25 protein-coding genes and 1 riboswitch are annotated in these 25,437 nt (G+C 26.8%); of the genes, 20 read left to right on the top strand and 5 right to left on the bottom strand.

Features of this window, described 5'->3' with window-relative positions; translation table 11 throughout:
• Window positions 1–10: 10 nt before the first annotated feature.
• A complete protein-coding gene (locus tag H8923_RS02255) occupies window positions 11–313 on the bottom strand; it encodes a DUF1540 domain-containing protein (protein ID WP_153925499.1) in 303 nt (100 codons plus the stop codon).
• A 62-nt stretch (window positions 314–375) separates the two neighbouring features.
• A complete protein-coding gene (locus H8923_RS02250) occupies window positions 376–804 on the bottom strand; it encodes a hypothetical protein (protein WP_153925496.1) in 429 nt (142 codons plus the stop codon).
• 194 nt (window positions 805–998) lie between these two features.
• On the opposite strand from H8923_RS02250, the gene H8923_RS02245 reads away from it, so the two are divergent.
• From H8923_RS02245 to H8923_RS02225, 5 genes are all read left to right on the top strand, one after another.
• On the top strand, window positions 999–2,195 hold the full coding sequence (locus H8923_RS02245; RefSeq protein WP_153925493.1) for an ion channel: 1,197 nt from the start codon (window positions 999–1,001) through the stop codon (window positions 2,193–2,195).
• Between the two features lie 167 nt (window positions 2,196–2,362).
• The gene (locus H8923_RS02240) at window positions 2,363–2,752 is read left to right on the top strand and encodes a YbaN family protein (protein ID WP_153925490.1); all 390 of its coding nucleotides are present in this window, start codon (window positions 2,363–2,365) and stop codon (window positions 2,750–2,752) included.
• A 17-nt stretch (window positions 2,753–2,769) separates the two neighbouring features.
• Complete coding sequence (locus tag H8923_RS02235; protein ID WP_153925487.1) at window positions 2,770–4,533, top strand: ABC transporter ATP-binding protein/permease; 1,764 nt, start codon at window positions 2,770–2,772, stop codon at window positions 4,531–4,533.
• Window positions 4,526–6,208: an ABC transporter ATP-binding protein gene (locus tag H8923_RS02230; protein ID WP_330596604.1), complete on the top strand. Its 1,683-nt coding sequence runs from the start codon at window positions 4,526–4,528 to the stop codon at window positions 6,206–6,208. Before H8923_RS02235 ends, H8923_RS02230 begins: the two co-directional genes overlap by 8 nt.
• A 10-nt stretch (window positions 6,209–6,218) precedes the next feature.
• On the top strand, window positions 6,219–6,518 hold the full coding sequence (locus H8923_RS02225; RefSeq protein ID WP_153925483.1) for a nitrous oxide-stimulated promoter family protein: 300 nt from the start codon (window positions 6,219–6,221) through the stop codon (window positions 6,516–6,518).
• Between the two features lie 124 nt (window positions 6,519–6,642).
• On the opposite strand, the gene yidA is transcribed toward H8923_RS02225, so the two are convergent.
• Window positions 6,643–7,458, bottom strand: coding sequence for a sugar-phosphatase (gene yidA, locus H8923_RS02220; RefSeq protein WP_153925480.1), 816 nt, complete (start codon window positions 7,456–7,458; stop codon window positions 6,643–6,645).
• A gap of 136 nt (window positions 7,459–7,594) precedes the next feature.
• Between yidA and H8923_RS02215 the strand changes: the two genes are divergently transcribed.
• From H8923_RS02215 to fsa, 5 genes are all read left to right on the top strand, one after another.
• A complete protein-coding gene (locus tag H8923_RS02215; RefSeq protein ID WP_153925477.1) occupies window positions 7,595–9,289 on the top strand; it encodes a M3 family oligoendopeptidase in 1,695 nt (564 codons plus the stop codon).
• A gap of 37 nt (window positions 9,290–9,326) precedes the next feature.
• Window positions 9,327–10,307, top strand: a complete 981-nt coding sequence (trxB, locus tag H8923_RS02210; RefSeq protein WP_153925474.1) for a thioredoxin-disulfide reductase — start codon at window positions 9,327–9,329, stop codon at window positions 10,305–10,307.
• Entirely contained in the window at window positions 10,294–10,611 is a 318-nt protein-coding gene (gene trxA / locus H8923_RS02205; protein ID WP_153925472.1) for a thioredoxin TrxA, read from the top strand. The genes trxB and trxA overlap by 14 nt, the downstream gene beginning before the upstream one ends.
• Window positions 10,612–10,689: 78 nt before the next feature.
• Window positions 10,690–10,791, top strand: a riboswitch (purine riboswitch).
• A gap of 182 nt (window positions 10,792–10,973) precedes the next feature.
• Window positions 10,974–11,546, top strand: a complete 573-nt coding sequence (locus tag H8923_RS02200; protein WP_153925469.1) for a xanthine phosphoribosyltransferase — start codon at window positions 10,974–10,976, stop codon at window positions 11,544–11,546.
• Window positions 11,547–11,799: 253 nt separating this feature from the next.
• The gene (gene fsa / locus H8923_RS02195) at window positions 11,800–12,450 is read left to right on the top strand and encodes a fructose-6-phosphate aldolase (RefSeq protein WP_153925466.1); all 651 of its coding nucleotides are present in this window, start codon (window positions 11,800–11,802) and stop codon (window positions 12,448–12,450) included.
• 47 nt (window positions 12,451–12,497) lie between these two features.
• On the opposite strand, the gene H8923_RS02190 is transcribed toward fsa, so the two are convergent.
• Window positions 12,498–13,796, bottom strand: a complete 1,299-nt coding sequence (locus H8923_RS02190) for a dicarboxylate/amino acid:cation symporter (RefSeq protein WP_153925463.1) — start codon at window positions 13,794–13,796, stop codon at window positions 12,498–12,500.
• Window positions 13,797–14,273: 477 nt separating this feature from the next.
• On the opposite strand from H8923_RS02190, the gene H8923_RS02185 reads away from it, so the two are divergent.
• The 3 genes from H8923_RS02185 to H8923_RS02175 all read left to right on the top strand — a co-directional run bounded on the left by H8923_RS02185 (window position 14,274) and on the right by H8923_RS02175 (window position 17,954).
• On the top strand, window positions 14,274–14,864 hold the full coding sequence (locus H8923_RS02185; protein WP_153925460.1) for a hypothetical protein: 591 nt from the start codon (window positions 14,274–14,276) through the stop codon (window positions 14,862–14,864).
• Window positions 14,865–15,084: 220 nt separating this feature from the next.
• On the top strand, window positions 15,085–15,783 hold the full coding sequence (locus H8923_RS02180) for a response regulator transcription factor (protein WP_153925457.1): 699 nt from the start codon (window positions 15,085–15,087) through the stop codon (window positions 15,781–15,783).
• Between the two features lie 203 nt (window positions 15,784–15,986).
• The gene (locus H8923_RS02175; RefSeq protein WP_153925454.1) at window positions 15,987–17,954 is read left to right on the top strand and encodes a HAMP domain-containing sensor histidine kinase; all 1,968 of its coding nucleotides are present in this window, start codon (window positions 15,987–15,989) and stop codon (window positions 17,952–17,954) included.
• A gap of 55 nt (window positions 17,955–18,009) precedes the next feature.
• Here H8923_RS02175 and H8923_RS02170 read toward each other — a convergent pair whose 3' ends face one another.
• On the bottom strand, window positions 18,010–18,747 hold the full coding sequence (locus H8923_RS02170; RefSeq protein WP_153925451.1) for a helix-turn-helix domain-containing protein: 738 nt from the start codon (window positions 18,745–18,747) through the stop codon (window positions 18,010–18,012).
• A gap of 181 nt (window positions 18,748–18,928) precedes the next feature.
• Between H8923_RS02170 and H8923_RS02165 the strand changes: the two genes are divergently transcribed.
• From H8923_RS02165 to H8923_RS02135, 7 genes are all read left to right on the top strand, one after another.
• A complete protein-coding gene (locus tag H8923_RS02165; protein WP_187127807.1) occupies window positions 18,929–20,584 on the top strand; it encodes an NEAT domain-containing protein in 1,656 nt (551 codons plus the stop codon).
• Window positions 20,585–20,592: 8 nt separating this feature from the next.
• The gene (locus tag H8923_RS02160; RefSeq protein ID WP_153925438.1) at window positions 20,593–21,237 is read left to right on the top strand and encodes an NEAT domain-containing protein; all 645 of its coding nucleotides are present in this window, start codon (window positions 20,593–20,595) and stop codon (window positions 21,235–21,237) included.
• The gene (locus H8923_RS02155) at window positions 21,238–21,780 is read left to right on the top strand and encodes a class D sortase (protein ID WP_153925435.1); all 543 of its coding nucleotides are present in this window, start codon (window positions 21,238–21,240) and stop codon (window positions 21,778–21,780) included.
• 13 nt (window positions 21,781–21,793) lie between these two features.
• Entirely contained in the window at window positions 21,794–22,693 is a 900-nt protein-coding gene (gene isdE, locus H8923_RS02150; RefSeq protein ID WP_153925432.1) for a heme ABC transporter substrate-binding protein IsdE, read from the top strand.
• A gap of 20 nt (window positions 22,694–22,713) precedes the next feature.
• A complete protein-coding gene (locus H8923_RS02145; protein ID WP_153925429.1) occupies window positions 22,714–23,703 on the top strand; it encodes a FecCD family ABC transporter permease in 990 nt (329 codons plus the stop codon).
• The gene (locus H8923_RS02140; protein WP_243139901.1) at window positions 23,700–24,482 is read left to right on the top strand and encodes an ABC transporter ATP-binding protein; all 783 of its coding nucleotides are present in this window, start codon (window positions 23,700–23,702) and stop codon (window positions 24,480–24,482) included. Before H8923_RS02145 ends, H8923_RS02140 begins: the two co-directional genes overlap by 4 nt.
• Window positions 24,483–24,635: 153 nt before the next feature.
• Entirely contained in the window at window positions 24,636–25,382 is a 747-nt protein-coding gene (locus H8923_RS02135) for a DUF4405 domain-containing protein (protein ID WP_153925426.1), read from the top strand.
• Window positions 25,383–25,437: the final 55 nt, after the last annotated feature.

Genomic DNA, 25,437 nt, shown 5'->3' with positions numbered 1-25,437 from the left:
ATAATCAATTCTAATGACATTTAAAAGTTTCGCAACTTGTATTTGAAGCGTTAATTTCTACAAGGTTAGCACTACATAGCTGTGCCTTATTATAATAACATTTAACAGCTTTACATTCTATATTTTGAGTACTTACTATATCTGTTGCATTAAGAGTATTTTCCATTGATGATTGTGTTTTAGCTTCAAATGAAGCACACCAAGTATTACAAGTAGTAGTAGCATTTTCTCCATCAACTCTTATTCCACCAGCATAACAATCTCTATTAACATTATATCTACAGTTTTTAGCAGCACATTTTAAATTTGACATAAAAACCTCCTAAATAATAAATTTCCTTTATTTATTATTTGAAGTTATGAGAATTTTATTCTTTATCTAGGTAAGCACTCATCGCACATTACTATTACATCGTTTAAAGTTTCTCTTCCTAAGTTTTTTCTAAGATGATAAACATTTACGTTTTTACTTGAACTACAAATAGAACATTTATAATTATACTCGATCAATACCTTTTCTTTAAATAGCTTCCAATATATAGAATTTAAATAGTCATTGTAATTAATTCTAAGGCATGTTTCAAGAAAGTTTATGTATAAGTTATCTAAATCGTATGTATTAAGTTTGCTATTTTCAGGCTCGAAATATTCACAGTCTTCGTCTAGATTAGGTTCTTTATCTAACATAATACATTTTATATCATAGGTGTAATTTTTATTAGGTCCATCAAGTGAAAGATGGGTACAAAATTCACAGCAATTTCTGGGTAAACTATCTTCTAATTTATTCATTTCTTTATTCATATGTTCTCCCCCTATATAAAAGTTTTTATAACACTTGTCTTAATATTAAACTTAAAGTTTATATATTTATATTAATTGATTAGAAAAACTATTCTACAAAAATTTGATTGAATATAAACATAAGTATATAAAAATAAAGGACTCTTATATCAAAAGCAATAATATTATAAAAAAAGTTTAAATAAGGTGATAAGATGCTGTTAGATAATTTTGAGAAAACAAGAGAAAAAATTAACTTGGAACTAATAAAGAGATTAGATGAAAATAAATATAATTATTATGGTCAGTTAACGTTATTAAAAGAAGATAGTTTTAAGAATGAAGATTATATAAAAGATAATATGAAATTTAATATAGAAGCTTACAAAGATATTACATTTACCTATATAGAAAATAAAACAATAGGAGCTGATTCGATAGAAAGTAATTTAAGCGCTTTATCAATTAATAATATTAGACTAGTATACAATAATTTTAAACAATGTATATTTAAAAATATAAAATTTAAAAAAATTTACTTTTATGGTAGTGAATTTTTGCAATGTGTATTTGAAAATGTGGAATTCGATGAATGTGATTTTTATTGTGAAAATGCTTCTATAACGGTATTTAGCCAGAATACATATTTTATAAATTGTACATTTAAAAAGTGTAATTTAAAAAAAACTATATTTAAAAATATTAGCTTGAATAACAGTAAATTTAATTCATGTAATATGATAGATTGTATTATTAGTTTATCTTATATAGAAAGTATCTATATAAAAGATTGTGATTGTAGGGCTTTTAAAACTATAAATACGATTATAGAAATTATAGAATTTGAAGATGATTATTTAACTAAATTTAATGAAAATACATATATAGATAAAATGGATGTACATAAAAAGGATAAAAACTTTTATGAAAAAATTTTTAAGGTTTATAAAAATGTAGGATCTATATTTGAAAGCAATACATTCTTAAATAATTCGGGAGAATATTATTACTTAGCAAAATGTATGGAACGTAAGTCTTTAAATGGATTAGGAAAAATAAAATCTTATATACTTTGGTTATTATGTGGATATGGAGAGAGACCTACTTATGCACTTATAACATCATTAGAAATATTATTACTTTTTACTATCTTATATATGTTTACGGGATTAGATGTAAATGGGGAGATAATAAAATATGATATTTTTTTTTTATTAAACTTGCCTATCAATAATTTGGCTTCTGATTTTTTTTATTCTCTTTATTTTAGTATAGTAACATTTACAACAGTAGGATATGGAGATATCACTCCAATAGGTTATAGTATAATGCTATCTGGTTTTGAAATGATTTTAGGTGTCACCATGGTGGGTGTATGGACAGCTACATTAGCTAGAAAAATAACTAGATAGATTAAGTATATTTAGAAAATAATTTAGCATATATAAAAGTATTCTGAAAATATACAAATATAAATATAAAAATACAAATAAATAATAAAATATCTTTGTTGAAAATAGTTATCAAATAATATAGAATATTAATGAGTTCATAATATTGAAAAATATGGAGGATTAATATGACTAATATCAAAAAGTTTTTTTATATATTCATAGGATTGATAGCTTTCTTATTAGGTGCAATAGGTGTTGTATTGCCAGTATTACCTACAACACCTTTTCTACTAGTAGCATCATTTTGTTTTGTAAGAGGTTCTGAAAAGTTCGATAAATGGTTTAAGGGTACTAGGATTTATAAAAAACATTTAGAAAATTTTGTTGAGTCTAGAGCGATGACTTTAAAGCAAAAAGTGAGCTTAGTATTATTTGCAGACTTTATGATGTTAATACCATTTATTATGGTTGACAATATATATATGAGGATTACTTTAATAGTAGTATCATTAACAAAGTTATATTATTTTACATTTAAAGTAAAAACTATAAAATCAAATTCAGCAATAAACTAGAAAAAAGGAGATAAGTTATGGTAGACAAAAGGTTATTATCTATTTGTAAGGAGCCTAAAAAATACATATTTTTAACGGTTTTAACTAACTGGATTTCAGTAATATGTAATATTGGAATTATACTATTTGTAGGCGATATAATAAATAAATTATTTAATAATGATTTGAGTTTTGATTTAGGAGGATACGTGATTTACTTAGCCTCTTTAATGATAATAAGATTCATTTCTAATTATATGTCAGGAGAATTCTCACATAAATCTTCTGGACAGGTAAGAAGTATACTAAGAGAAAAAATATATAAAAAGTTATTAGATTTAGGAGTAGATTACAATGATGCACTATCTACTTCATCAACTGTTCAAATTGCAGTAGATGGGGTTGAACAATTAGAAATTTACTTTGGAAAGTTTTTACCCCAGTTATTTTATGGACTTTTAGGTCCTCTAACTTTATTTGCGATTATGGCAACAATAAGTCTAAAAGCAGCGTTTATTTTATTGGTGTGTATACCACTTATTCCAATATCTATTGCTTCAGTTATGAAAATTGCTAAGAAATTATTAAGTAAGTATTGGGGAATATACACGAATTTAGGTGATTCATTCTTAGAAAATCTTCAAGGGTTAACAACTTTAAAGATATTTGATTTAGATGAAGAAAAGAATAATGAGATGAATAAAGAAGCAGAAACATTTAGAAGAGTAACTATGAAAGTTTTAACAATGCAATTAAGCTCTATTACAATAATGGATTTAATTGCTTTTGGAGGAGCTGCTATAGGTATATTAATTGCAGTAAACGAATTATCCTTAGGTAATATTACTGTAGGTGGAGCTGTAATAATAATTTTACTATCTTCGGAATTCTTTATACCACTTAGACTTTTAGGTTCATTCTTCCATGTTGCGACTAATGGTATGGCAGCATCTGATAAGATGTTTAAACTTTTAGATACTGAAGTTAAAGAGGAAGCTCAAATAACAAAGGAAGATATAAGTAAACTAACAGATATATCTATAAAAGTTGAAAATGTAGATTTTAGTTATGATAAAGAAAGAAAAATACTTAAAAATGTAAATATAGATGTAGATAATAGATCTATGATTGCTTTAGTAGGTGAAAGTGGATGTGGTAAAAGTACAATTACTAACTTACTTTTAAAACTTAGAAACGTAGATAATGGGAAAATAACTTTAAATGGAGTAAATATAAATGATATACCATTTGAAGTTTTAAGAAAGAAAGTTAGTTTTATTAGTCATAACTCTTATATATTTAACACTACTATAGCCGAGAATTTAAGAATGGGAAAAAAGGATGCAAATGAAAAAGAGTTATATGAAGCTTTAATAAGCGCTAATTTATACGAATTTGTAATGGGATTAGAAAATAAATTAGATACTAAGGTAGGAGAAGGCGGATCATTATTATCTGGAGGGCAAAAGCAAAGATTAGCCTTAGCTAGGATGATACTTACAAATCCAGAAATATACATATTTGATGAAGCTACTTCGAATATTGATGTAGAAAGTGAAGATTGCATACTAAAAACTATATACAGTTTATCAGAGAAAAAAACTGTTATAGTAATATCGCATAGACTTGCAAATATAGTAAATGCAGATAAGATATATGTATTAGATAAAGGTAGAATTGCAGAAAGTGGAAAGCATGAGGAACTTATGAATAATAAGTCTACATACTATAATTTATATACGAAGCAAAGCAATTTAGAAGATGTGTATGAAGATGATATGGAGGTGGCTGTAGGTGAATAATGAACAAAAAAGGATACCAGGATTTAAAATAATGCTAAGACTTATAAAAATACTAAAGCCACTAACGCCTATAATGATGATAACAATAACTTTTGGAGTTTTAGGATTTCTTGCAGCGACAGCAGTAACTACATTTGGTGCTGTAGCAATTGGAAATATACTTGGTGTTAAAATGGGAATAGAGTTAAATCTAACTATAAAAATAATAATAGGTTGTGCAATATTAAGAGGTGGATTAAGAGCGATAGAGCAGTACTCAGGTCATTATATAGCATTTAAAATATTAGCTATATTAAGAGACCAAGTTTTTAAGGCTTTAAGAAAATTGTCACCAGCAAAATTAGAAACTAAAGAAAAAGGTAATTTAATATCTGTTATAACTAGTGATATAGAATTATTAGAAGTATTTTATGCTCACACTATAGCTCCTATCGCTATAGCAATACTTACATCAGCTGTAACTGCAGGAGTACTTTATAGTGTAAATCCTTATTTTGGTCTGATAGGTATAGGATTTTATTTAATTGTTGGTCTAGTAATACCTGTAGCATCTTCTAAGGTTGCTAACCAAGCTGGACTTGAGTATAGAAATGAATTCGGAAATACTAATAGCTTCTTATTAGATTCCTTAAAAGGGATAAAAGAAGTGCTATTATTTGGTACAGGAGAAGAAAGAATAAATACTATAAATGAAAATAGTGAGAAATTAAACGAGAAGCTTAAGGTTATAAAGCAGCATGAAGGTATAATAAGAGCTTTCACTGACATAACTATAATGATTGCTATACTTGTAACATTATATACAGGTGTTAAACTATTTGAGGTAGGAAGTATTAATTTAGGACAAGTTATATTAGCAGTTGTACTTTTAGCAAGTTCATTTGGACCTACAGTAGCTTTAAGTAACTTATCTAATAATTTGATGCATACATTTGCTTGTGCACAGAGATTATTTAATATATTAGATGAAGTTCCAGCAGTAGAAGAAGTACCTGGAATGGAAGACTTAAATATGAATGATATAAATATTAATAATGTTAGCTTCAAATATAATGGTAGAAATGAAAAGCTACTTAAAAATATTAACCTTAAGATAAATAAAGGTGATAAAGTAGCTATTATAGGAAAAAGTGGATGTGGAAAAAGTACTTTATTAAAGCTAATAATGAGATTTTGGGATGTTGAAAGTGGATCTATTGAAATAGATAGTAAGAATATAAAGAATATACCAACTAAGTCTTTAAGAAAATCACAATCTTTAGTAAGCCAAGAAACATTCTTATTTAATGATACTATAGAAAATAACTTAAAAATAGGCAAAATAGATGCAAGTGAAGAAGAAATAGTATTAGCAGCTAAAAAGGCATCTATACATGAGTTTATAACTACCTTACCGAATGGATATAAAACTAATGTAGGAGAAATTGGATCTAATTTATCATCAGGTGAAAGACAAAGATTAGGTATAGCCAGAGCATTTTTACATAACCCAAAGGTCTTAATATTAGATGAACCAACTAGTAACTTAGATATATTGAATGAAGCTGAGATATTAAAGAGTATTAAGGATGAATCTGAAGATAAAACTATTATAATGGTATCTCATAGAAGATCTAGTGCTGCTATATGTGATAAAAAGGTATATGTCAAAAATAATAGGCTAGAATTTAATTAATGAGGAACATATGAGTAGAATAAAAAGAGAAAAAGAAACTATAGATTTAATGATAAAGATTTATTGTAATAAAAAACATAAATCTAAAAAAAATGAGCTCTGCAATGAATGTAAGGAATTGTTGGAATATGCTCACAAAAGATTAGATTTTTGTAAATTTGGAGAAGAAAAAAAGTTTTGTAGCAAATGTCCAATACATTGTTACAAAAAAGATATGAAGATAAAAATAAAAGAAGTAATGAAGTTTTCAGGGCCGAGGTTATTATTCTATAGACCAGTTCAAGTTATTAAACACATTATAGAGAAATAAATATAAAAGAAGCTGTATCATAAATCATAGGTTATGATACAGCTTCTTTAGTTTAAATGAATTAAACTTTCAAGCGTTTAGCTTGCAATATATACTCTACAAATGTTTGATATTGTGAATTTCATTACTTATTAAGTATAAATTTATTTATAACTTTTGCAACGCCGTGCTCATTATTAGTAGAAGTTATAAAATCAGCAATATCTTTTATGCTTGAGCGAGCATTTCCCATAGCAACTCCAAGACCTGCATATTTAATCATATGTTGGTCATTCTCTTCATCGCCAACCGCTATAGAATTTTCAATAGGAATATCTATATTATCACATAGAGCTTTTAAAGCAGTACCCTTGTTAGCATCTTTATTTAAAAATTCTAAGAAAAAAGGAGCAGATCTTACTATGGTATATTTATCATAAAATTCTTTAGGTATTTCTTTTATAATTTCTTCTAATTTGTCAGCCTCATCTACAATCATAATTTTACAAAACTTAATGCTATTATTTATTTCTTCGATAGGTCTATACTCGATAGGTATTTTATTAATTCTAGCTTCTAATTGAGTATATTCACCAGGTGTTTTATTTGGAGTAATTAAATTTGTAGGGGTACTTATGTGAATATAAGTGTTGTGTTTTTTATAAATCTCATTATATATTAAGTTAAAATCATCTATTCCAAGTTCTAAATCACATAACACCCTCTCGCTTTTAACTTCTTGAACAACTGCTCCATTAAAGCAAATTACATAATCTCCATCGTCAGTAAGATTTAATTCTTCTAGCAGTGGAGTAACGCCAGGAAGAGGTCTACCTGTAGATAACACTACCTTTGCACCTTGTTTTTTTGCATCTTGGATTGCAGAAAATACCTCTGGAGTTATTTTCTTATCTGTGTTTAATAAGGTACCGTCTATATCTAAAGCTATTAATTTGTACATATTACCTCCTTAACAATATATATTATCAATTTATAAAATAGATTATATCAGTATATTTGTAATTAGTGTATAGAAAATACACAGAATATTGTATAATTTAATTATGGAATAATGTATTAAATAAAAGGAGATTAAGATGAAATTTTCAAATTTTAATTATATAAGACCGGAATATAAAAGTATAAAAGAAGTATTTGAACTAATGGTAAAAGAAATAGAAAAATCAAGTACATATGAATCTCAAAAGAAATATATAGAGAAATTAAATGTACTTAGGAATGATATAGAAACTATGTCTACTATATCGTCTATAAGATACAGTATAAATACAGAAGACGAATTCTATGAAAAAGAAAGGGGATACTGGGATGAATATTCTCCTTTATATGAAGAATTAAATTCTTTGTTTTATAAGGCTATAGTAAATTCTAAATTTAAAGAAAATATTATTCAAGATTATGGACTACAATTTTTTAAAATAGTTGAATACTCATTAAAGTCATTTTCTAGTGGAATAATATCAGAATTGCAAGAAGAAAATAGATTATGTTCAGAATACACTAAATTGTTAGCATCTGCAAAAATAGATTTTGAAGGGGAAGAGAGGAATCTTTCAGGATTAGGTTCATTTATGCTTTCAGAGGATAGGTCTATGAGAGAGAATGCATCAAAAGCTTATTATGGCTATTTTGAAGAAAATGAAAGCAAATTTGATGATGTATTTGATAAACTTGTAAAAGTTAGAAGCAAAATAGCTAATAAATTAGGATTTAAAAACTTTGTTGAAGTTGGATATATAAGAATGATGCGAACTGATTATAGCTCGAAAATGGTATCTAACTTTAGAAGCCAGGTTTTAGAATATATAGTTCCTTTAGCTGAAAAACTTTACAAAAGACAAGAGAAAAGACTTAACTTAAAAGAACTTACCTATATAGATGAGAATTTTGAATTTTTAACGGGGAACGCTACACCTAAAGGTACGTCAGAATATATAATAGAAAATGGAAAACAAATGTATTCAGAGTTATCAGAAGAGACTAAAGAATTTTTTGAATTTATGCTTGAAAATGAACTTATGGATTTAGTAACTAAAAAAGGAAAAGCTGCAGGGGGATATTGTACTTATATACCGAATTACAAATCACCTTTTATTTTTTCAAATTTTAATCAAACGTCAGATGATATAGATGTCTTGACACATGAAGCTGGACATGCATTTCAGCTGTATATGTCTAGGGACATAGAAATTCCTGAAATAAATTTCCCTACGTTTGAAAGTTGTGAAATTCATTCTATGAGTATGGAGTTTATTACATGGCCATGGATGGATTTATTCTTTAAAGAAGATACAGAAAAGTATAAATTCACTCATATGTCATCAGCTATTAAATTTATACCGTATGGTGTATTAGTAGATGAGTTCCAACATCATATATATGAAAATCCTAATATGAGTAAAGATGATAGAAAATCTACTTGGAGAAAATTAGAGAAAATATACCTTCCTCATAAGAATTACGAAGGGTGTGACTTCTTAGAGAAAGGAACATGGTGGTTTAAACAAGGACATATATTTAAGAATCCATTTTATTATATAGATTATACATTAGCTCAAATATGCTCTCTTCAATTTTGGAAAAAATTTAGGGAGGATAGAGAAGAAGCGTGGTATGATTATTTAAATATCTGCAAGGTAGGAGGAAGAAAGTCTTTCCTAGAGATTGTTAAAATTGGAAACTTAATATCTCCGTTTGAAGATGGATGTATTGAAAGTGTTATAAACAATATAGGTGACTGGTTAGATAGTGTAGAAGACATAAAACTATAAAATTAAAGGGAATGTAAAAAAATATTGAGGGATGTGTATGATAGACATATATGATTTAATAATTTTAGGAGGAGGTCCAGCTGGACTTTCTTCTGGAATATATAGTGCTAGGTCTAAGTTGAAAACGTTAATAATTGAACAAAGAAGAACTGGTGGACAAATAGTAAATACATATGAAATTGAAAACTATCCGGGATCCACTGAAGATGTGACTGGTATTAGTTTGATGAACAGAATGAAAGATCAATGTCAAAGTTTTGGAGCTCAAATAATTCAAGATAAAATAGTTAGCATGAACTTAAAGTCAGATATTAAAATATTAAAAGGCAAATACAAGGAGTATAGATGTAAAGCCCTTATAATAGCGACGGGATCTTATCCTAAGAAACTAAATATACCTAAAGAAGAAGAATTTACAGGTAAAGGAGTATCTTATTGTGCTATTTGTGATGGAGACTTTTTTACAGACTTAGAAGTATTTGTTGTAGGATCTGGAGAAAGCGCAGTAAAAGAAGGATTATATTTGACTAGATATGCCAAAAAAGTAAATATAGTAAGCAGAAGTAGTTATCTAAAATGTTCTAAAATGATGGAAGAAAGGGTATATAATCATAGTAAAATAAATTTATTTTTTAACAAAGCAATAAAGAAAATAGATGGAAATGAAGTTCTAGAAAAAATAGTATTAGAAGATGTTAACAATGGTGAAATCATAGAATGTGATGCAGATAAAGATGATGGTATCGTAGGCCTATTTGTATTTATAGGATTTAATCCTCAGACAGACATATTTAAATATATAATAGAAATGGATTCATATGGATATATAATAACGGATGAAAATATGAAGACTAATGTAGACGGTATTTTTGCTGCAGGAGATTGTAGACAAAAGATGTTAAGACAAATAGTAACGGCAACTAATGATGGTGCAATAGCTGCTGTTATGGCAGAAAAGTACATAAAAGAAAAGTTTATTGATAATTTAGAAGAAGGAGGTTTATATGATAACTGTTAATAAGAATACTTTTGAATACGAGGTATTAAATAGTAATGAAATAGTAGTTGTAGAATTTTGGAGCCAGACATGTGAACCTTGCAAAGAACTTTTGCCAATACTAGAATGTTTAGATAAGGTATATGGTAAAAAGATAAAGTTTTGTGAAATAGATACAAAAAAAGCTACAAGGCTGGCCATAAAAGAAAAAATAGTGGGACTTCCAGCAATTGTAGTTTATAAAGATGGAAAAAAGATAGATGAAGTAATAAAAGAAGACGCAACAGAAGAAAATATAGAAGCAATGATAAAAAAATATATATAACATAAAGAATTATATTTGTTGGAATATGTAAAATTATACGTTTTTATTGAATTATATATATTTTTAATATATAATATAATAAAAATTAAATATACTTCCTGTATATTTTTGATGATAGGGTTCAAATGTTTCTACCAGGCTGCCGTAAATTGCCTGACTACAGGAGTTTAAACATATAATTTACTTAGAATATCTATATCTTAGAGTATAATAAAATATAATCAAGATTGAATGAGTGTAGTAGATTTGAAATATAAGCTCCTGTCTAATTAGACAGGAGCTTTTTGTATTCTAGAAAATTATACATCGAGGATGTTTATATAAGACTATATGTACATAGTTAATATTTGGGAGGGAAAGTCATGAAATTATTACAAGAAAAAATATTAAATGAAGGAAGTGTATCAGGAAATGATATATTAAAAGTTGATAGCTTTTTAAATCATCAATTAGATGTAGAGTTCTTAAATGAAATAGGAAAAGAATTTAAAAATAGATTTGCAAATGAAAGAATAGACAAGATATTAACTATAGAAGCTTCAGGAATAGCAATAGCGTCTATAGCATCGCAACATTTTGGAAGTATACCTGTGGTGTTTGCTAAAAAGGTGGAATCTAAAAATTTAGATAAGGATGTATATGAAACAAAAGTATATTCTTTTACTAAAGATAAAGAATACAGTGTGAAAGTTTCGAAAAAATATTTAAATTCAGGTGAAAATATATTAGTTTTAGATGACTTTTTAGCTAATGGAAGGGCTGCACTAGGTCTTAAAGATTTAGTAGAACAAGCAAATGCTAATTTATCAGGAATTGGTATAGTAATAGAAAAAGGATTCCAGGAAGGTAGAAGTCTATTAGAAGAAGTTGGTGTGAACTTACAGTCTTTAGTTATAATAGATTCTATAGATAATGGAGAAATAAAATTTAGATAATATATATTTTGAGGTTAAATATAAGGGTAATTTATATTTAACCTTTTTTATTAATAAAATTATCTTTTGTAGATATATAGTTGATTTATATATGGAAATGTTATACTATAAAAATCTAGAGTTGTTTTTAGATTTCTTACTTATTATTTTGTGTAATAAATATAAGAGTTTAAGATAAAATATAAATAAAACTAATATAAAAAATTATAATAAAATAAATTGTTATGATTGGTTTTATATAGGAGGTACATAAATGAGATTTTTCATAGATACAGCTAATGTAGAAGAAATAAGACAAGCTAATGAATTAGGTGTAATATGTGGTGTAACTACAAATCCATCATTAATAGTTAAAGAAGGAAGAGATTTTGTAGAAGTGATAAAAGAAATAGCTTCGATAGTTGATGGCCCAATAAGTGCAGAGGTAATTAGTTTAGAGCATGAAGGTATGGTAAAAGAAGCTGAAAAGTTATGTAAGATACATGAAAATATAGTAATAAAGATACCTATGACAGAAGAAGGTTTAAAAGCTGTAAATATATTATCTAAAAAAGGTATAAAAACAAATGTAACATTAATATTCTCAGCTGCTCAAGCATTATTAGCTGCTAGAGCAGGCGCTACTTATGTAAGCCCATTTGTAGGAAGATTAGATGACATAGGTAAAGATGGTATAGAATTAATAGCAGAGATAACAGAAATATTTGATGTTAATGCAATAGAAACTGAGATAATAGTTGCTAGTGTAAGAAATCCGATACATGCTTTACAAGCTGCTAGAATAGGTGCTCACATAGCAACAGTACCATATAAGGTTATAAAACAAATGATGCTTCATCCATTGACTGATAAAGGGATAGAAACATTTATGAAGGACTGGGAAGGGTCTGAATTAAAATTATAAAAAAAGGGGTTAACTATTAATAGTTAACCCTTTTTTATAATTTTATATTATAAAACTGAATCTACTTTTAAATCTTTATCTTTAGATTCTTCAAGTTGGTCTGTATAATATTTTTCTTTATTAAGTTCGTTTTCACTATTACTTACTATTAGTGTACAAGCGCAGTCACCCATTACATTTACTGTTGTCCTAGTCATATCTAATAATCTATCTACTCCCATTATTAGACCAACACCTTCTATTGGTAAGCCTACTGAAGTTAAAACCATCGAAAGTGTTATCATACCAACACCAGGAACTCCTGCAGTACCAATTGATGCTAGAGTAGCAGTCAATATTATTGTTATAAGACTTGAAATTCCTAGTTCTATTCCATAAATTTGTGAGATGAATATACAAGCAACGCCTTGCATTATTGCTGTACCATCCATATTAATAGTAGCTCCTAAAGGTAATGTGAAAGAGGCAACTGAGTTATCAACACCTAAATCTTCCATTGTTTCTATAGTTAAAGGAAGAGCTGCATTACTTGAAGCTGTAGAAAATGTTACAGCAGCAACATTTGCAAAGTTTTTAAAGAATGGTTTTAGCTTAAGTCCAGTTAAAGCTTTTATCATGCCAGAGTAAACAAATATAGCTTGAACAAGTAGAGCTAAAAGAACAGCTACCATATACTTTAGTAAAGATGCAAAAGCTTCAAATCCAACAGTTGAGAATGTTTTTGTTATTAATGCAAATACTCCATATGGAGCAAATGCCATTATAACAGAAACCATTTTCATACATATTTCATTAGCAGATTCAAAGAATCTTCTAACTGGATCAGCCTTTTTACCGACCATACTCATTGCTATACCTAATAGTAACGCGAAGAATATTATTTGAAGCATTTCACCGCTTGCTAGTGATTGAATAGGGTTGGTAGGTATAATTCCAAGAATTATATCGGTTAAAGATTTAGCTTCTCCGATAGTTGTTTCTTGAGTAATTAGATTTGACATATCAAGTCCAAATCCTGGATTTATTAACTTACCAATACAAAGAGCTATAGAAATAGCTAAAGCAGTAGTTAATAAATAGAAGCACATTGTTTTGACACCTATTCTGCCAAGTTTTTTTACATCCCCCATAGATGATGACCCACACACTAAAGATATAAAAACTAGAGGAACTACTAGCATCTTTATTGCATTAATAAAACCTGTACCTAGGATTTCTATAATTCCTCCTAATAAAATTGTATCTTTTAAAGTACCGCTAGGCATAGATTTTATTATAAAACCACAAATTATACCAATAAGTATACCTATGAAAATTTTTGCCGTTAATCCTAATTTATTTTTCATAATTATCCCCCTTATATTATTAATCGAAAATATTATAGTTAAATATTAGCATGTTATTAACAAAAAATGCAAGAAAAATTTTTGAACATTCATATGATTGGTATGAAACATGTTTAAAATATAATAAATCATATATAATGCCGTGAAATTGTAGGGTTTTATTAAAGATTATCTTTGTGTGTATATTATAAAAATAAAAACAAATGAAACTAAATTAAAATAAAAAATCAAAATTGCTAAAATCGAATAAAAAAGTTGTAAAAAGTCATAATTAAAATAAATATATAATTATAACTAATAAAGTTAAATAATTACATGTATGTAATTTTGTTACGGATTTGTAATCATAAGTAACAGAGATGTAACTGTTATTTGTTATTGTATGGTGGTAGTATTATGTTATAGAAATTCAACAGGAATCATATAAAATTTATAACAATTATAATCAAGAATTATTTTTAGAAGAGGGTGTAGATTATGAAAAAAGGAATCATAGCATTATCAATTTTATGTACAGGTTTATTATTATTAGATCCAGTTAAAAATATAAGTTTTGCAAATAAGGATGATAATATGCCTAATAAAGTTAATACAAGTGTTGTTAATAAAGTAGAAAAGAATGAAAATGATATAGATGATAAAGAATTACATACTGGAAATAATACAGTTAATAAAAATGAAAATATAGCTCAAGAAAACAAAGATAGAGAGAATCAACCTAAAGAAGATAAAGTAGAAAATATAAATAACGAAGAAATAAATCAAGAAGTAGTAGTTGATGAAAATCAAGAAGAAAGTAATTACGAAGTGAATAAGGAAAATATAGATAAAGGAGAAAATCAAGTTTTAAGTAAAGAAGAAGCTGAAAAAATATTATTAAATATAAATCCAGAGTTAGAATATTTATATCAAGGTGATGAAAATAACTTCTCAACATTAAAAGAAAAAAATCTTACAGGATATGTATTTTTACCAAATGTTGATGGAGATATAGGATACTTTATAGATAAAACTAATTCTGATGTATACTTCTTCCATCCAAGTGGATATTTAGAGTTAGTTAAATAATAGATTTAGGGATAAGCAAAAGCTTATTCCTTTTTTATGTTATGTAAGGAATTTGTAAGAATTAAATTAATATTTTTTTAAGATTTATCTATTACAATATTGTTAGAATTAAAAAAAGAAGTGAATATATTGTATAATATAGTTAATATAAAGAAGAATTATTGTAGAAATAGAATTTCTTTGAAATATGGATAGAATATAAGGATGAAAGGTAAAAAAAATGAATAATATATTAATTGTTGATGATGATAAAGAAATAGTTGACTCTATAGATATATATTTAAGAAATGAAGGATACAATACTTTTAAGGCTTATGACGGAATACAAGCATTAGAAACTATTATGAATGAAGATATTCATTTAATATTGATGGATATAATGATGCCTAAATTAGATGGAATAAAGGCTACTATAAAAATAAGAGAAGAACGAAATATACCTATAATTTTAGTATCTGCTAAAAGTGAAGATACAGATAAAATTATAGGATTAAATATAGGGGCTGACGACTATATAACTAAGCCGTTTAATTTACTAGAACTTGTAGCGAGAGTAAAATCAAATTTGAGAAGATATATCAATTTAGGTAATTATAATAATATAAATACAAGTAATGAATTAATAAAAAGTGGAGGATTAGAGTTAAATTTATATACTAAAGAAGTAAAAGTAGATGGTGAGAATATAAAAGTAACTCCAATAGAATATAAAATATTAGAATTATTACTATCTAATAAAGGAAGAGTATTCTCCATTGACGAAATATATGAAAGAGTATGGAAAGAAGAAAGCTTTAATGTTGAAAATACCGTAGCAGTTCATGTTAGAAGGATAAGAGAAAAGATTGAAATAAATCCTAGAGAACCAAAATATTTAAAAGTTGTATGGGGAGTTGGATATAAAATTGAAAAATTATAGTTGGAAAATAGTAAAAAATAAAAGTTTAATATTTAATTGTATATTAATTTTATCATTATATATTCTAATGCAAGTTATTGGAATATTATTATGTTATGCATTTTTTAGTGAAAGTTTATTAGCAATACTTTCTATAATGATTATGGTAAATTTAGTATTATATAAAATATTAGTTTTGTAAAATGAGAAGAAGAGGTGACTGAATGAAGGGGAATAAAAGAATTAAATTTACCTTCTTAATAATGTCTATTATATCTTTATCTTTACTGTTGACATCAGTCATCACAGTATATAGAATTGGGTTAAATAGCATGAGTACAAGCTATATAAATAAAGATCAATGGAATTTTATAGAACCTAATTTTTATAAAAGTACTAGGTTTGATAAATCAGTTTTACCTGCGATACTTTTAGGAATTGAAGTTGATTTATATGGTGAAAAAGTTGATTATTATTCAGAATATGGATATATTGATGCTGAATCATTAAATGACGTAAAATTTATAGCATTTGATAAAAATTCACAAAAATATGTTACAAATACAGTTTATAAAAATATAGATGACTTTAAGAAAAATATAAACGGATATGTTGATATAAGCTTTAACACAGTAGATGGAAAGTATATAAAAAAAGTAGGAAATAAAGAAAATGAAATAAATAATCATTATGATAATGTTGTTCCTAATATAAATAGCAGTATGGAAGTATATATATCAATTCCTAAGAATTTAGAGAAGGGAGATTCTCTATATAGTGAATATTATTTCTATGAAAAAGATTTTCAGTCAATTAAAGTATTGAAATTCATAGGATTTATATCATCTATTGTATTTTTAATTTCAATGATTATATATCTATTTATAAAAGCTGAACCAATAGACAAGAACAGTGAGATTCTTAAGTACTATAGCAAAATTCCTTTAGAGATTATAATATTTTTGCTAGGATATTTAATGATTTTTATGATTGATTTGATATCATACACCTATATGGATTGGTTTGCAATATGCATATTTATGGTATCTGTCTTTACATGGATAAGTTGTATTATATTATTTAGTAAACAAATAAAGTATTTTGATAAAAAAATAGATATATTAAAAACTAGCTTTATTGTTAGTATTATACTTAACTTTGTAAAAAATATTAAGGATGGTATAAAAGCAAGTAAAAGAATATCACTAATTAGAAAAATATTTATTATTGGTATAGGGTGCATAATTATAAATTTATGTTCATTAATATTTGGATATGGTGGAGCTATTATAGTTTCATGCATAATAGTATCTATATTTACTGCGTATATATTAAAAAAATTAACGTATTTAAGTGAAATAATGGATGGAACAGAAAAAATAAAAAATGGAGATTTAGATTATAAAATTCCCATTAAAGATGATGATAATTTTACCTTATTAGCAGAAAATATAAATAATATTGGGCAAGGTCTTGAGAACTCTATTGAAGATGCTTTAAAGAGCGAACGAATGAAGGCAGAGCTTATAACAAATGTTTCTCATGATTTAAAAACGCCATTAACTTCAATAATAAATTATATAGAATTAATAAAAAAGGAAAAGAATATAGAACCGGATTATATAAATGACTATATAAAGGTGCTAGATTCCAAATCTAAGAGATTGAAAGTATTAATAGAAGATTTATTTGAAGCTAGTAAAGCGAGTAGCGGAAATTTAGAAATTAATATGGATAAAATAGAGCTAAGGCAATTGTTAAGGCAAAGTATAGGTGAAATGGAAGAAAAAATACTTGAATCGAACTTAGATATACGATTGAATCTACCAGAAGATAAGGTGTATATATATGCAGATGGAAGAAGAATGTATAGAGTTCTTGAAAATCTCTTATCTAATATAATAAAATACTCTCTAAATAACACAAGAGTGTATATAGATTTAAATGTAAATGAAGATAAAGTAACTTTAATTATGAAAAATATATCTTCTTATGAATTAAATTTTGATCCAGTAGAGATTATGGAAAGATTTAAACGTGCAGATGAATCTAGAAATACAGAAGGAAGCGGACTTGGATTAGCTATTGCTAAAGATTTAGTAAACTTACAAGGTGGTAAATTCCATATAGAAATAGATGGAGATTTATTTAAATCAGTTTTAGAATTTGATGAATTGAATCAAGATGAATAATATAAATAAAGGGACTAGGATAAGTTTAAAATAAACATATCTCGGTCCCTTTGTTTTATTCTTTTAAAAGCATAGAAGATCTGTATTGAGATGGGGTCTGGTTAGTGAATTTTTTAAATATTATACTGTAATATGTTTGGTTATTGAAACCTACAGAAAATGCAACTTCAAGTAGACTTAGATCAGTTTTAGCTAAAAGCTCTTTACTTTTTTCTACTCTAAAATTATTTAAAAAATAAGAAAATGTATGACCTGTATATTTTTTAAATAAGCTGCAAAAGTAGCATTTATTTATATCTAATTTTTCGCAAATAGAGTCAATAGAAATCTCATCTTGATAATGATGATGTATATATCCTATTGCTTTACGTATATAAGGACTCATTATCGTGTTTGGTGCATCTTGATTTTTCAGTTTATCTTCGTAAATATTTAAAATTAAATTACATAGATAGTTAGAACATGTAAGTGGTTTATATGTAATGTCTTTATTTATCAAGTTGGTAATATGGTTAGTTCGAAATGGTCCAATTATAAAGTAGCCAATTTTTTTATTATATTTACATATATCAATTACTTTATAGTTAATATCATTTTTTAGCTGTATATGAGTATTTATTAACTCATCTTTACAATTTTTTATATTTATTTTAATGTCTTCTAAAGGGTATATTCTATCGAAGAAGTCTGTATATCCGATTTTGCATAAATCTTCAAATTCATAATTTATTAATTTAATCGGTACACTACAACAATCATAAAAGTCTTTTATTATCGAATATTCAAAACTCATTTATTACTCCTAAAAAATTATTTAAATATTTTAAAAAATATATAAATATATTAAAAAATATTTATGAAAATTAATGTATACTTAGCTTGTAAATGAAAATCAGTATCATATAATAAATAATACTTTTTATGATAATAAAAGTCAATAGATAATAATTGTTAATAATATTTGGAGGAATAATATGATATTTAGAAATAAAGCACTAAAAACTACAGCAGCTGCTATAGCAATAATCTCAGTTGTATCGACAGGAATGGTTAATTATTCATATGCAGATAGTTACATAAGCGAAGGGATAAAAGCTACAACAACAGTTGTAAAAGATGGAAAATATACTGTTAAAAATACAGTTACATATGTAGGCGATGGGAATGCAGAAACAGGAAACTCTATGGCTAGGCAAGTATTAGATGAAGAGTCAACTATAGAAATTAAAGATGGAAAAGTAAAAACTACTATAAAATTCACACCAGCAATGTACAGTATGCTAGGAAATTTCAGAGTAAGTGTAGATGGTAAGTCTATAGATTCAGATGATATTATTATTGATAAGACAAATAGAACTTTAACTTTTGAAATGCCATCAATAGATTCAGAAGTAGTAGTTACTATAAATGTAATAATGATGGGTAGGGATGTAAGTTTTAAAACTGATTTTGATAAATCTTCTATAGAATATGACGAGGTAGAAACACCAGAAACGCCAGAAACGCCAGAAACGCCAGAAACACCAGAAACACCAGAAACACCAGAAACACCAGAAACACCAGAAACACCAGAAACACCAGAAACACCAGAAACACCAGAAACACCAGAAACGCCAGAAATGCCAGATAACAATAATAACAACAATAACAATAATACAACTTCAGGAACTATAAAAGATGGTACATATACAGTTTCTAATGATGTTTCTTATGTAGGAACAGGAAATAGTGAACTTGGTAATAACATGGCGAGACAAGTATTAGAAGAAAAAAATCTTATAGAAGTTAAGAATGGAAAAATAACAGTTACATTAACATTTGCTCAAGAACAATATTCGTTTTTAGAAAACTTTAGAGTAAGTGTAGATGGTAAAAATGTCAAAACAACTGTTAACAAAAGTAATAGAACTATAAGTTTTGAAATACCATCAATAGATTCAGAAGTTCTAGTAACAGTAAAAGTTAGTATTATGGGAAGAGATGTAAGCTTTAAAACAACATTTGATAAATCATCTTTAGTATTTGGTGATAGTACTGGAAATAACGGAAGTTCAAATAATAATAACAGTGGGACATCAAACAATGGTATAACAAACAACGGTATAACAAACAATGGAAGTTCAGATGATTCTGTAACGGAATCTGTTGCAAAAAAAGGTAAGTTATACACAATTAAAAATACAGTTTCACACTCAAGTCAAACTGGAAAAGATATGGCTAGAAAGTATTTAAATTCTACTTCTAAAGTAGAAATAGTGGATGGACAAACTTATGTTACATTTACATTTACAGGAGCAAGTTATATGAAAAATCATGCTATATATGTAAATGGAAGTAAGGTTTCACACACTGTAGTATCTAAATCAGGTGATAGCATAAGTTTAAGATTCAAAGTATCTGACTTAAGTGACTCTATAAAAGTTGGTTTATATGTAATACCAATGTCTAGAGAAATATCATTTGGGGTAAGTTTATTAGAAGATACTTTAAAATTTGTTAAAGATTTTGATGTGAATGAAGATGGAACTCTTCCACAAACTGGTGCACTAATAGACTCAAATATTGCAATAGGTGCAGGTAGTGCAATGATGGCATTAGCAGGAATATTAGGAAGAAGAAAAAGAAAGTAGGAAATAAAATGAAATCATTTAAAAATAAATTATTTAGTAAAGTAAGTACAGTATTCTCTTTAATTTTAATAGGTGCTCTATCACTGTCTTCAAATATTGTACATGCAGATAATAAAGATGAAATATCAAGTGGAATATATACTTTAAAAAATGATACTAACTATGAAGACGGTAGTGAAATAGGAATGTCAATGTCAAGATCTTATACAGATGAAGACATGACACTTGAAAAAAGAGATGGTAAAATTTATTATACTCTAGGTCTTTCGGGAGCTCAATATATGAACAATCATAGGGTTCTTGTAAATGATGAAAGTGTAAAATACGAAAAAGTTGAAGAAAACACTGAAGAAGGTACTATAAAATTAAAATTTGAAGTATCAGACCCAAAAGATAAGATAGTTATCCAAATGTATGTAGATGCAATGGGAAGAGATGTTGAGTATGAGTTAATACCTAAATTAGATACTATAGAGTTAGTAGAAGCAATTGAAGAAGAACCAAAAGTTGAGGAAACTTCTGTAGAATCAGATAAAACAGATTCGCAAGTAAAAGATGCTTCAGAAAAAACATCAATTAATATACCTTTAATAGGTGGAGTAGTTATTTTAGCCATAGCAGTAATATTCTTTATGGTTAAGAAGAAAAAGTAGATGAAAAGAATATCTAAGATATTATTTACACTGGGTTTAATATTAATATTAGGCTCAGTGTCTTTAAATATGTATACAAAATATAAACAAAATCAGGCTAAAAATAAATTTACTCAAAAGATAGAAAATAGAGAAGAAATAAAAGATATCAATTTAGGTGATGAAATAGGTTTAATAGATATACCAAGTTTAAATATCAGTACGGCAATTGTAAGTGGTACAGGTAAAGACCAAATAAAATACTATGTAGGTCATTTTGAGAATACCCCTATGCCAGGAGATAATGGGAATTTCTGTATAGCAGGTCATAGTAGTACGATATATAATAATATATTTAATGATCTTCATAAGATAAAAATTGATGATGAGATAATAATAACTACATCAAATGGTGAATTTATATATGTTGTTAATGATATATTTGAAACAGAACCTACTAACATGGGTGTTTTAAGTCAAGATAATGATTTAAAGGAATTAACAATAGTTACTTGTTCAAATCAAGGTAAAGACAGATTGATTGTAAAAGCTAGATTAAAGTAAAGAGGAGATTAAAATGAAATTTAAAAAGTATTTAATAAGTATCTGTACGTCAGTAATGATGCTATCAGTAGTTGGTTGTTCTAATACAAGTATAGATAATAGCAATTCTAAAGAAGATAAATTAAATAAAGAAAGTTATGGGGATGATTCTGTTGTAATAGCAACATCTGTTGCAGTTGCACAAATATTGGATGAGCTAGGCATCAAAATAAGTGGAATCCCAACAACATCATATGATATTCCGGAAGGTGCTAAAGATGCCGTAGAAGTTGGAACGCCGATGAATCCTGACTTAGAAATAATAAAATCTTTAAATCCAGATGTTGTAGTATCGGTAGACACACTTGGTCAAGATTTCATAGATAATTTTAAACAAAATAATATACCTAGTGAATTTGTAAATTTAACTAGTTATAATGATTTAAAAGAAACTATAACTACTTTAGGAGAAAAGTTTAATAAGATAGATAAGGCTAATGAAATAATAAATGAATTAGAAACAAAAGAAAGCGAATTAGAATCGAAATTTAACAATAATGAAAAACCTAATGTGCTAGTTGTATTTGGAGCACCAGGTACGATGATGCTAGGAACTGAAAAGTGTTATGTAGGGAATTTAGTTGATTTAGCTGGTGGAAAAAATGTATTAGAGAATTCGACATCATCTTTTGTACAAATTAACAAAGAAGAATTACTAAATTTAAATCCAGATAAAATTGTGGTAATGACACATGCCGATCCAGAAACTACGAAAGCACAAGTTAAAAATACATTAGAAACAGATGCAGCATGGAAAAATTTAAATGCAGTAAAAAATGGAGAAGTTTATTATTTAGAAAATGATTATTTTGGCATGAGTGCAAACTTAAAGGTGATAGAGGCTTTAGATATGATGCACGATTTACTTTATTAATAATATGAGGTTGAACTAACATGAGCATAAAATCTAAAAATAAGAAAAATAAAATAATATTTATATCATTTATAGCTGTAGTTATATTATTTTTAATATCTATAAATTTAGGTAGTATAAAAGTAGAATTAAAAGATCTTATAAAAGGTTTATTACTAAATACAGATGACCCTAAGGTAAGTATAATAAGGGATATAAGAATTCCAAGAGTTTTAGCAGCCATTATTATAGGTGCTAATTTAGCAGTATCAGGTGTACTTTTACAAGCGATAATAAGAAATCCATTAGCGGAGCCTTCTATAGTAGGGATATCTTCTGGAGCATCTTTAGTTTCAGTAATAATATTATTATTTTTCCCTACCTTAAATACCATAAGGCCTTTATTTGGGTTCTTAGGAGGACTAGTTTCATGTATTTTAGTATGCGGATTAGCTTTTAAAAAAGGTTTATCACCAGTTAGAATAGTTTTAGCTGGTGTAGCAGTAAATGCAATGCTTACTGCAATAACTAATATTACAGTACAATTTGGAGCAGGAACCGTTAGTAGTGTTCAAAGTTGGTTAACTGGTAGTTTAGCAAATATAACATGGATAGATATAAAATTATTACTAATATACTCTATAATTGGACATATAGGAGCGTTTATACTGTATAAATCTTGTGATTTAATAGTATTGGGAGAAAAAAATGCAAAAAGTTTAGGTTTAAATTATGACTTACATATATCTTTAATATGTATTGTAGCTGTTTTCTTAAGTGCAACAGCAACATCTATAGGAGGTGTAATTGCTTTTGTTGGTCTTGTAGTTCCACACATTTGCAGAATTATTATGGGCTCAGGTCACAAGTACTTAATACCATTTAGTGTAACTATGGGAGGAATTCTTTTATTATTAGCAGATACATTAGGAAGAACAGTATTTATTCCTTTAGAAATTCCTGTAGGTATAGTTATGGCTGTAATTGGAGGACCAGTATTTTTATATTTACTTAGAAGGAGCGAAGTATGATGATAGTTGGAAAAAATATAGAATTTTCATATGATGGGAATAAAGAGTTTATAAAAGGCTTAAATGTGAATATACAAAAAGGAAATGTGACAACAATATTAGGTCCTAATGGAAGTGGGAAATCAACACTTTTAAGTTTATTATGTGGAATTAGTAAAGTAAAAAGTGGTGAGATACTAATCGATGATTTAAATATTAGTAATATGAAATATAAAGATATTGCTAAGAAGGTTGCAACAGTTCATCAGCAAAACTCTGTTCCAAATGATATAAGTGTAGAAAATTTAATTAGTTATGGAAGATTACCACATAAGGGATTTTTTGAAAAGGAAACTAAAAGTGATGCTGAAGTTATAGATTGGGCTATAAAATGTACAGGATTAGAAGAATATAGAGATAAGCAAGTAATGAGTTTATCAGGGGGAGAAAGACAACGGGTATTTATATCTATGGCATTGGCTCAAAAGCCAGAAGTATTGTTTTTAGATGAACCTACAACTTATTTAGATATTTATCACCAAATTGAAATTTTAGAGCTTGTTAAAAAGCTTAATGAAGAGTATGGAATAACAATAGTTATGGTCCTTCATGATATAAATCAAGCTATAAAATATAGTCATAATATCATTATAATGAAAAATGGAAGAATTATAAAGAATGGATCAGCTAAAAATATAATAAATAGAGAACTATTAAAAGATGTATATAAGGTGGATGGTGTAGTGAGTACACTAGATAAAGATACATACTTTATACCTACTAGAGTATGTAATATGTAGTAAAGATGGTTTAAATAATAACAGAAAGTAAGAAAGGAAAATAATTTTTAAAAATATTATAAATATCTAAAAATATTTAAAGTTTTGAGTTAAAGAAAAATATAAAATATTAATTGAAAATGAAAATAAATATCAATTAATAGGAGTTTTATAATGAACAAGAAGAATATAACAAAAATAATTTTAGATGTAGCAATGGCTGTATTATTTATAACTTTCTTTAAGAAAAATTTAATAAGTATGAAATTTCACATGATAAGTGGAATGATATTTGGAATATTTATATTAGTACATATGCTTTTAAATAGAAAATGGATAGCTAATATAGGTATGAGATTATTTGATAAAAAAATTAAATTTAGAACGAAATTATCATATGTCATAAGTTTGATACTATTTATATCAATCATAGCAATATTGTTTAGTGGAGTTTATATAATAAAAGCGAATACCTATGATAGAGTAATGTTTTGGAAGATGCTTCACTTTGGTGCATCTTATTTATCAATAGCACTTATAGGAATACATATAGGTCTTTATTGGAACTGGGTAATGAATATATTAAAAAAAATTTTCAAAATTAAGAGTAGTAATGCAACGAAATTAATTTCATCGTTAATTATTCTAGTTACACTTGCTTTTGGTTCTTATACAATTTATACTCAAAATTATTTTACTAAAACATATACATGTATTGAGTATGTAGTGCAACATATAGTACCACAAGAGTTAGAAGGTGGGAATAGTTATTATGGGAAATTTGAAAAACCGTCGTTTATGGATGTAGCAAGTACATATGGTTCTATAATTTCTGTGTTTTCTATAGTGACTTATTATAGTGATAAAGCGCTAAAGAAATCTAGAAAATTAGACGTAAAAAGTACTAAAATATTAGCTTAAAATATGTTTATAGAAAAATAATATAATATTTACTTAATTATAGAAAAGAGTACTA

It is taken from the genome of Romboutsia faecis (assembly GCF_014323405.1).
Lineage (GTDB): Bacteria > Bacillota > Clostridia > Peptostreptococcales > Peptostreptococcaceae > Romboutsia_E > Romboutsia_E faecis.
Note: the sequence above shows the minus strand (reverse complement) of the source record. Positions and strands in the feature narration are given on the sequence as shown.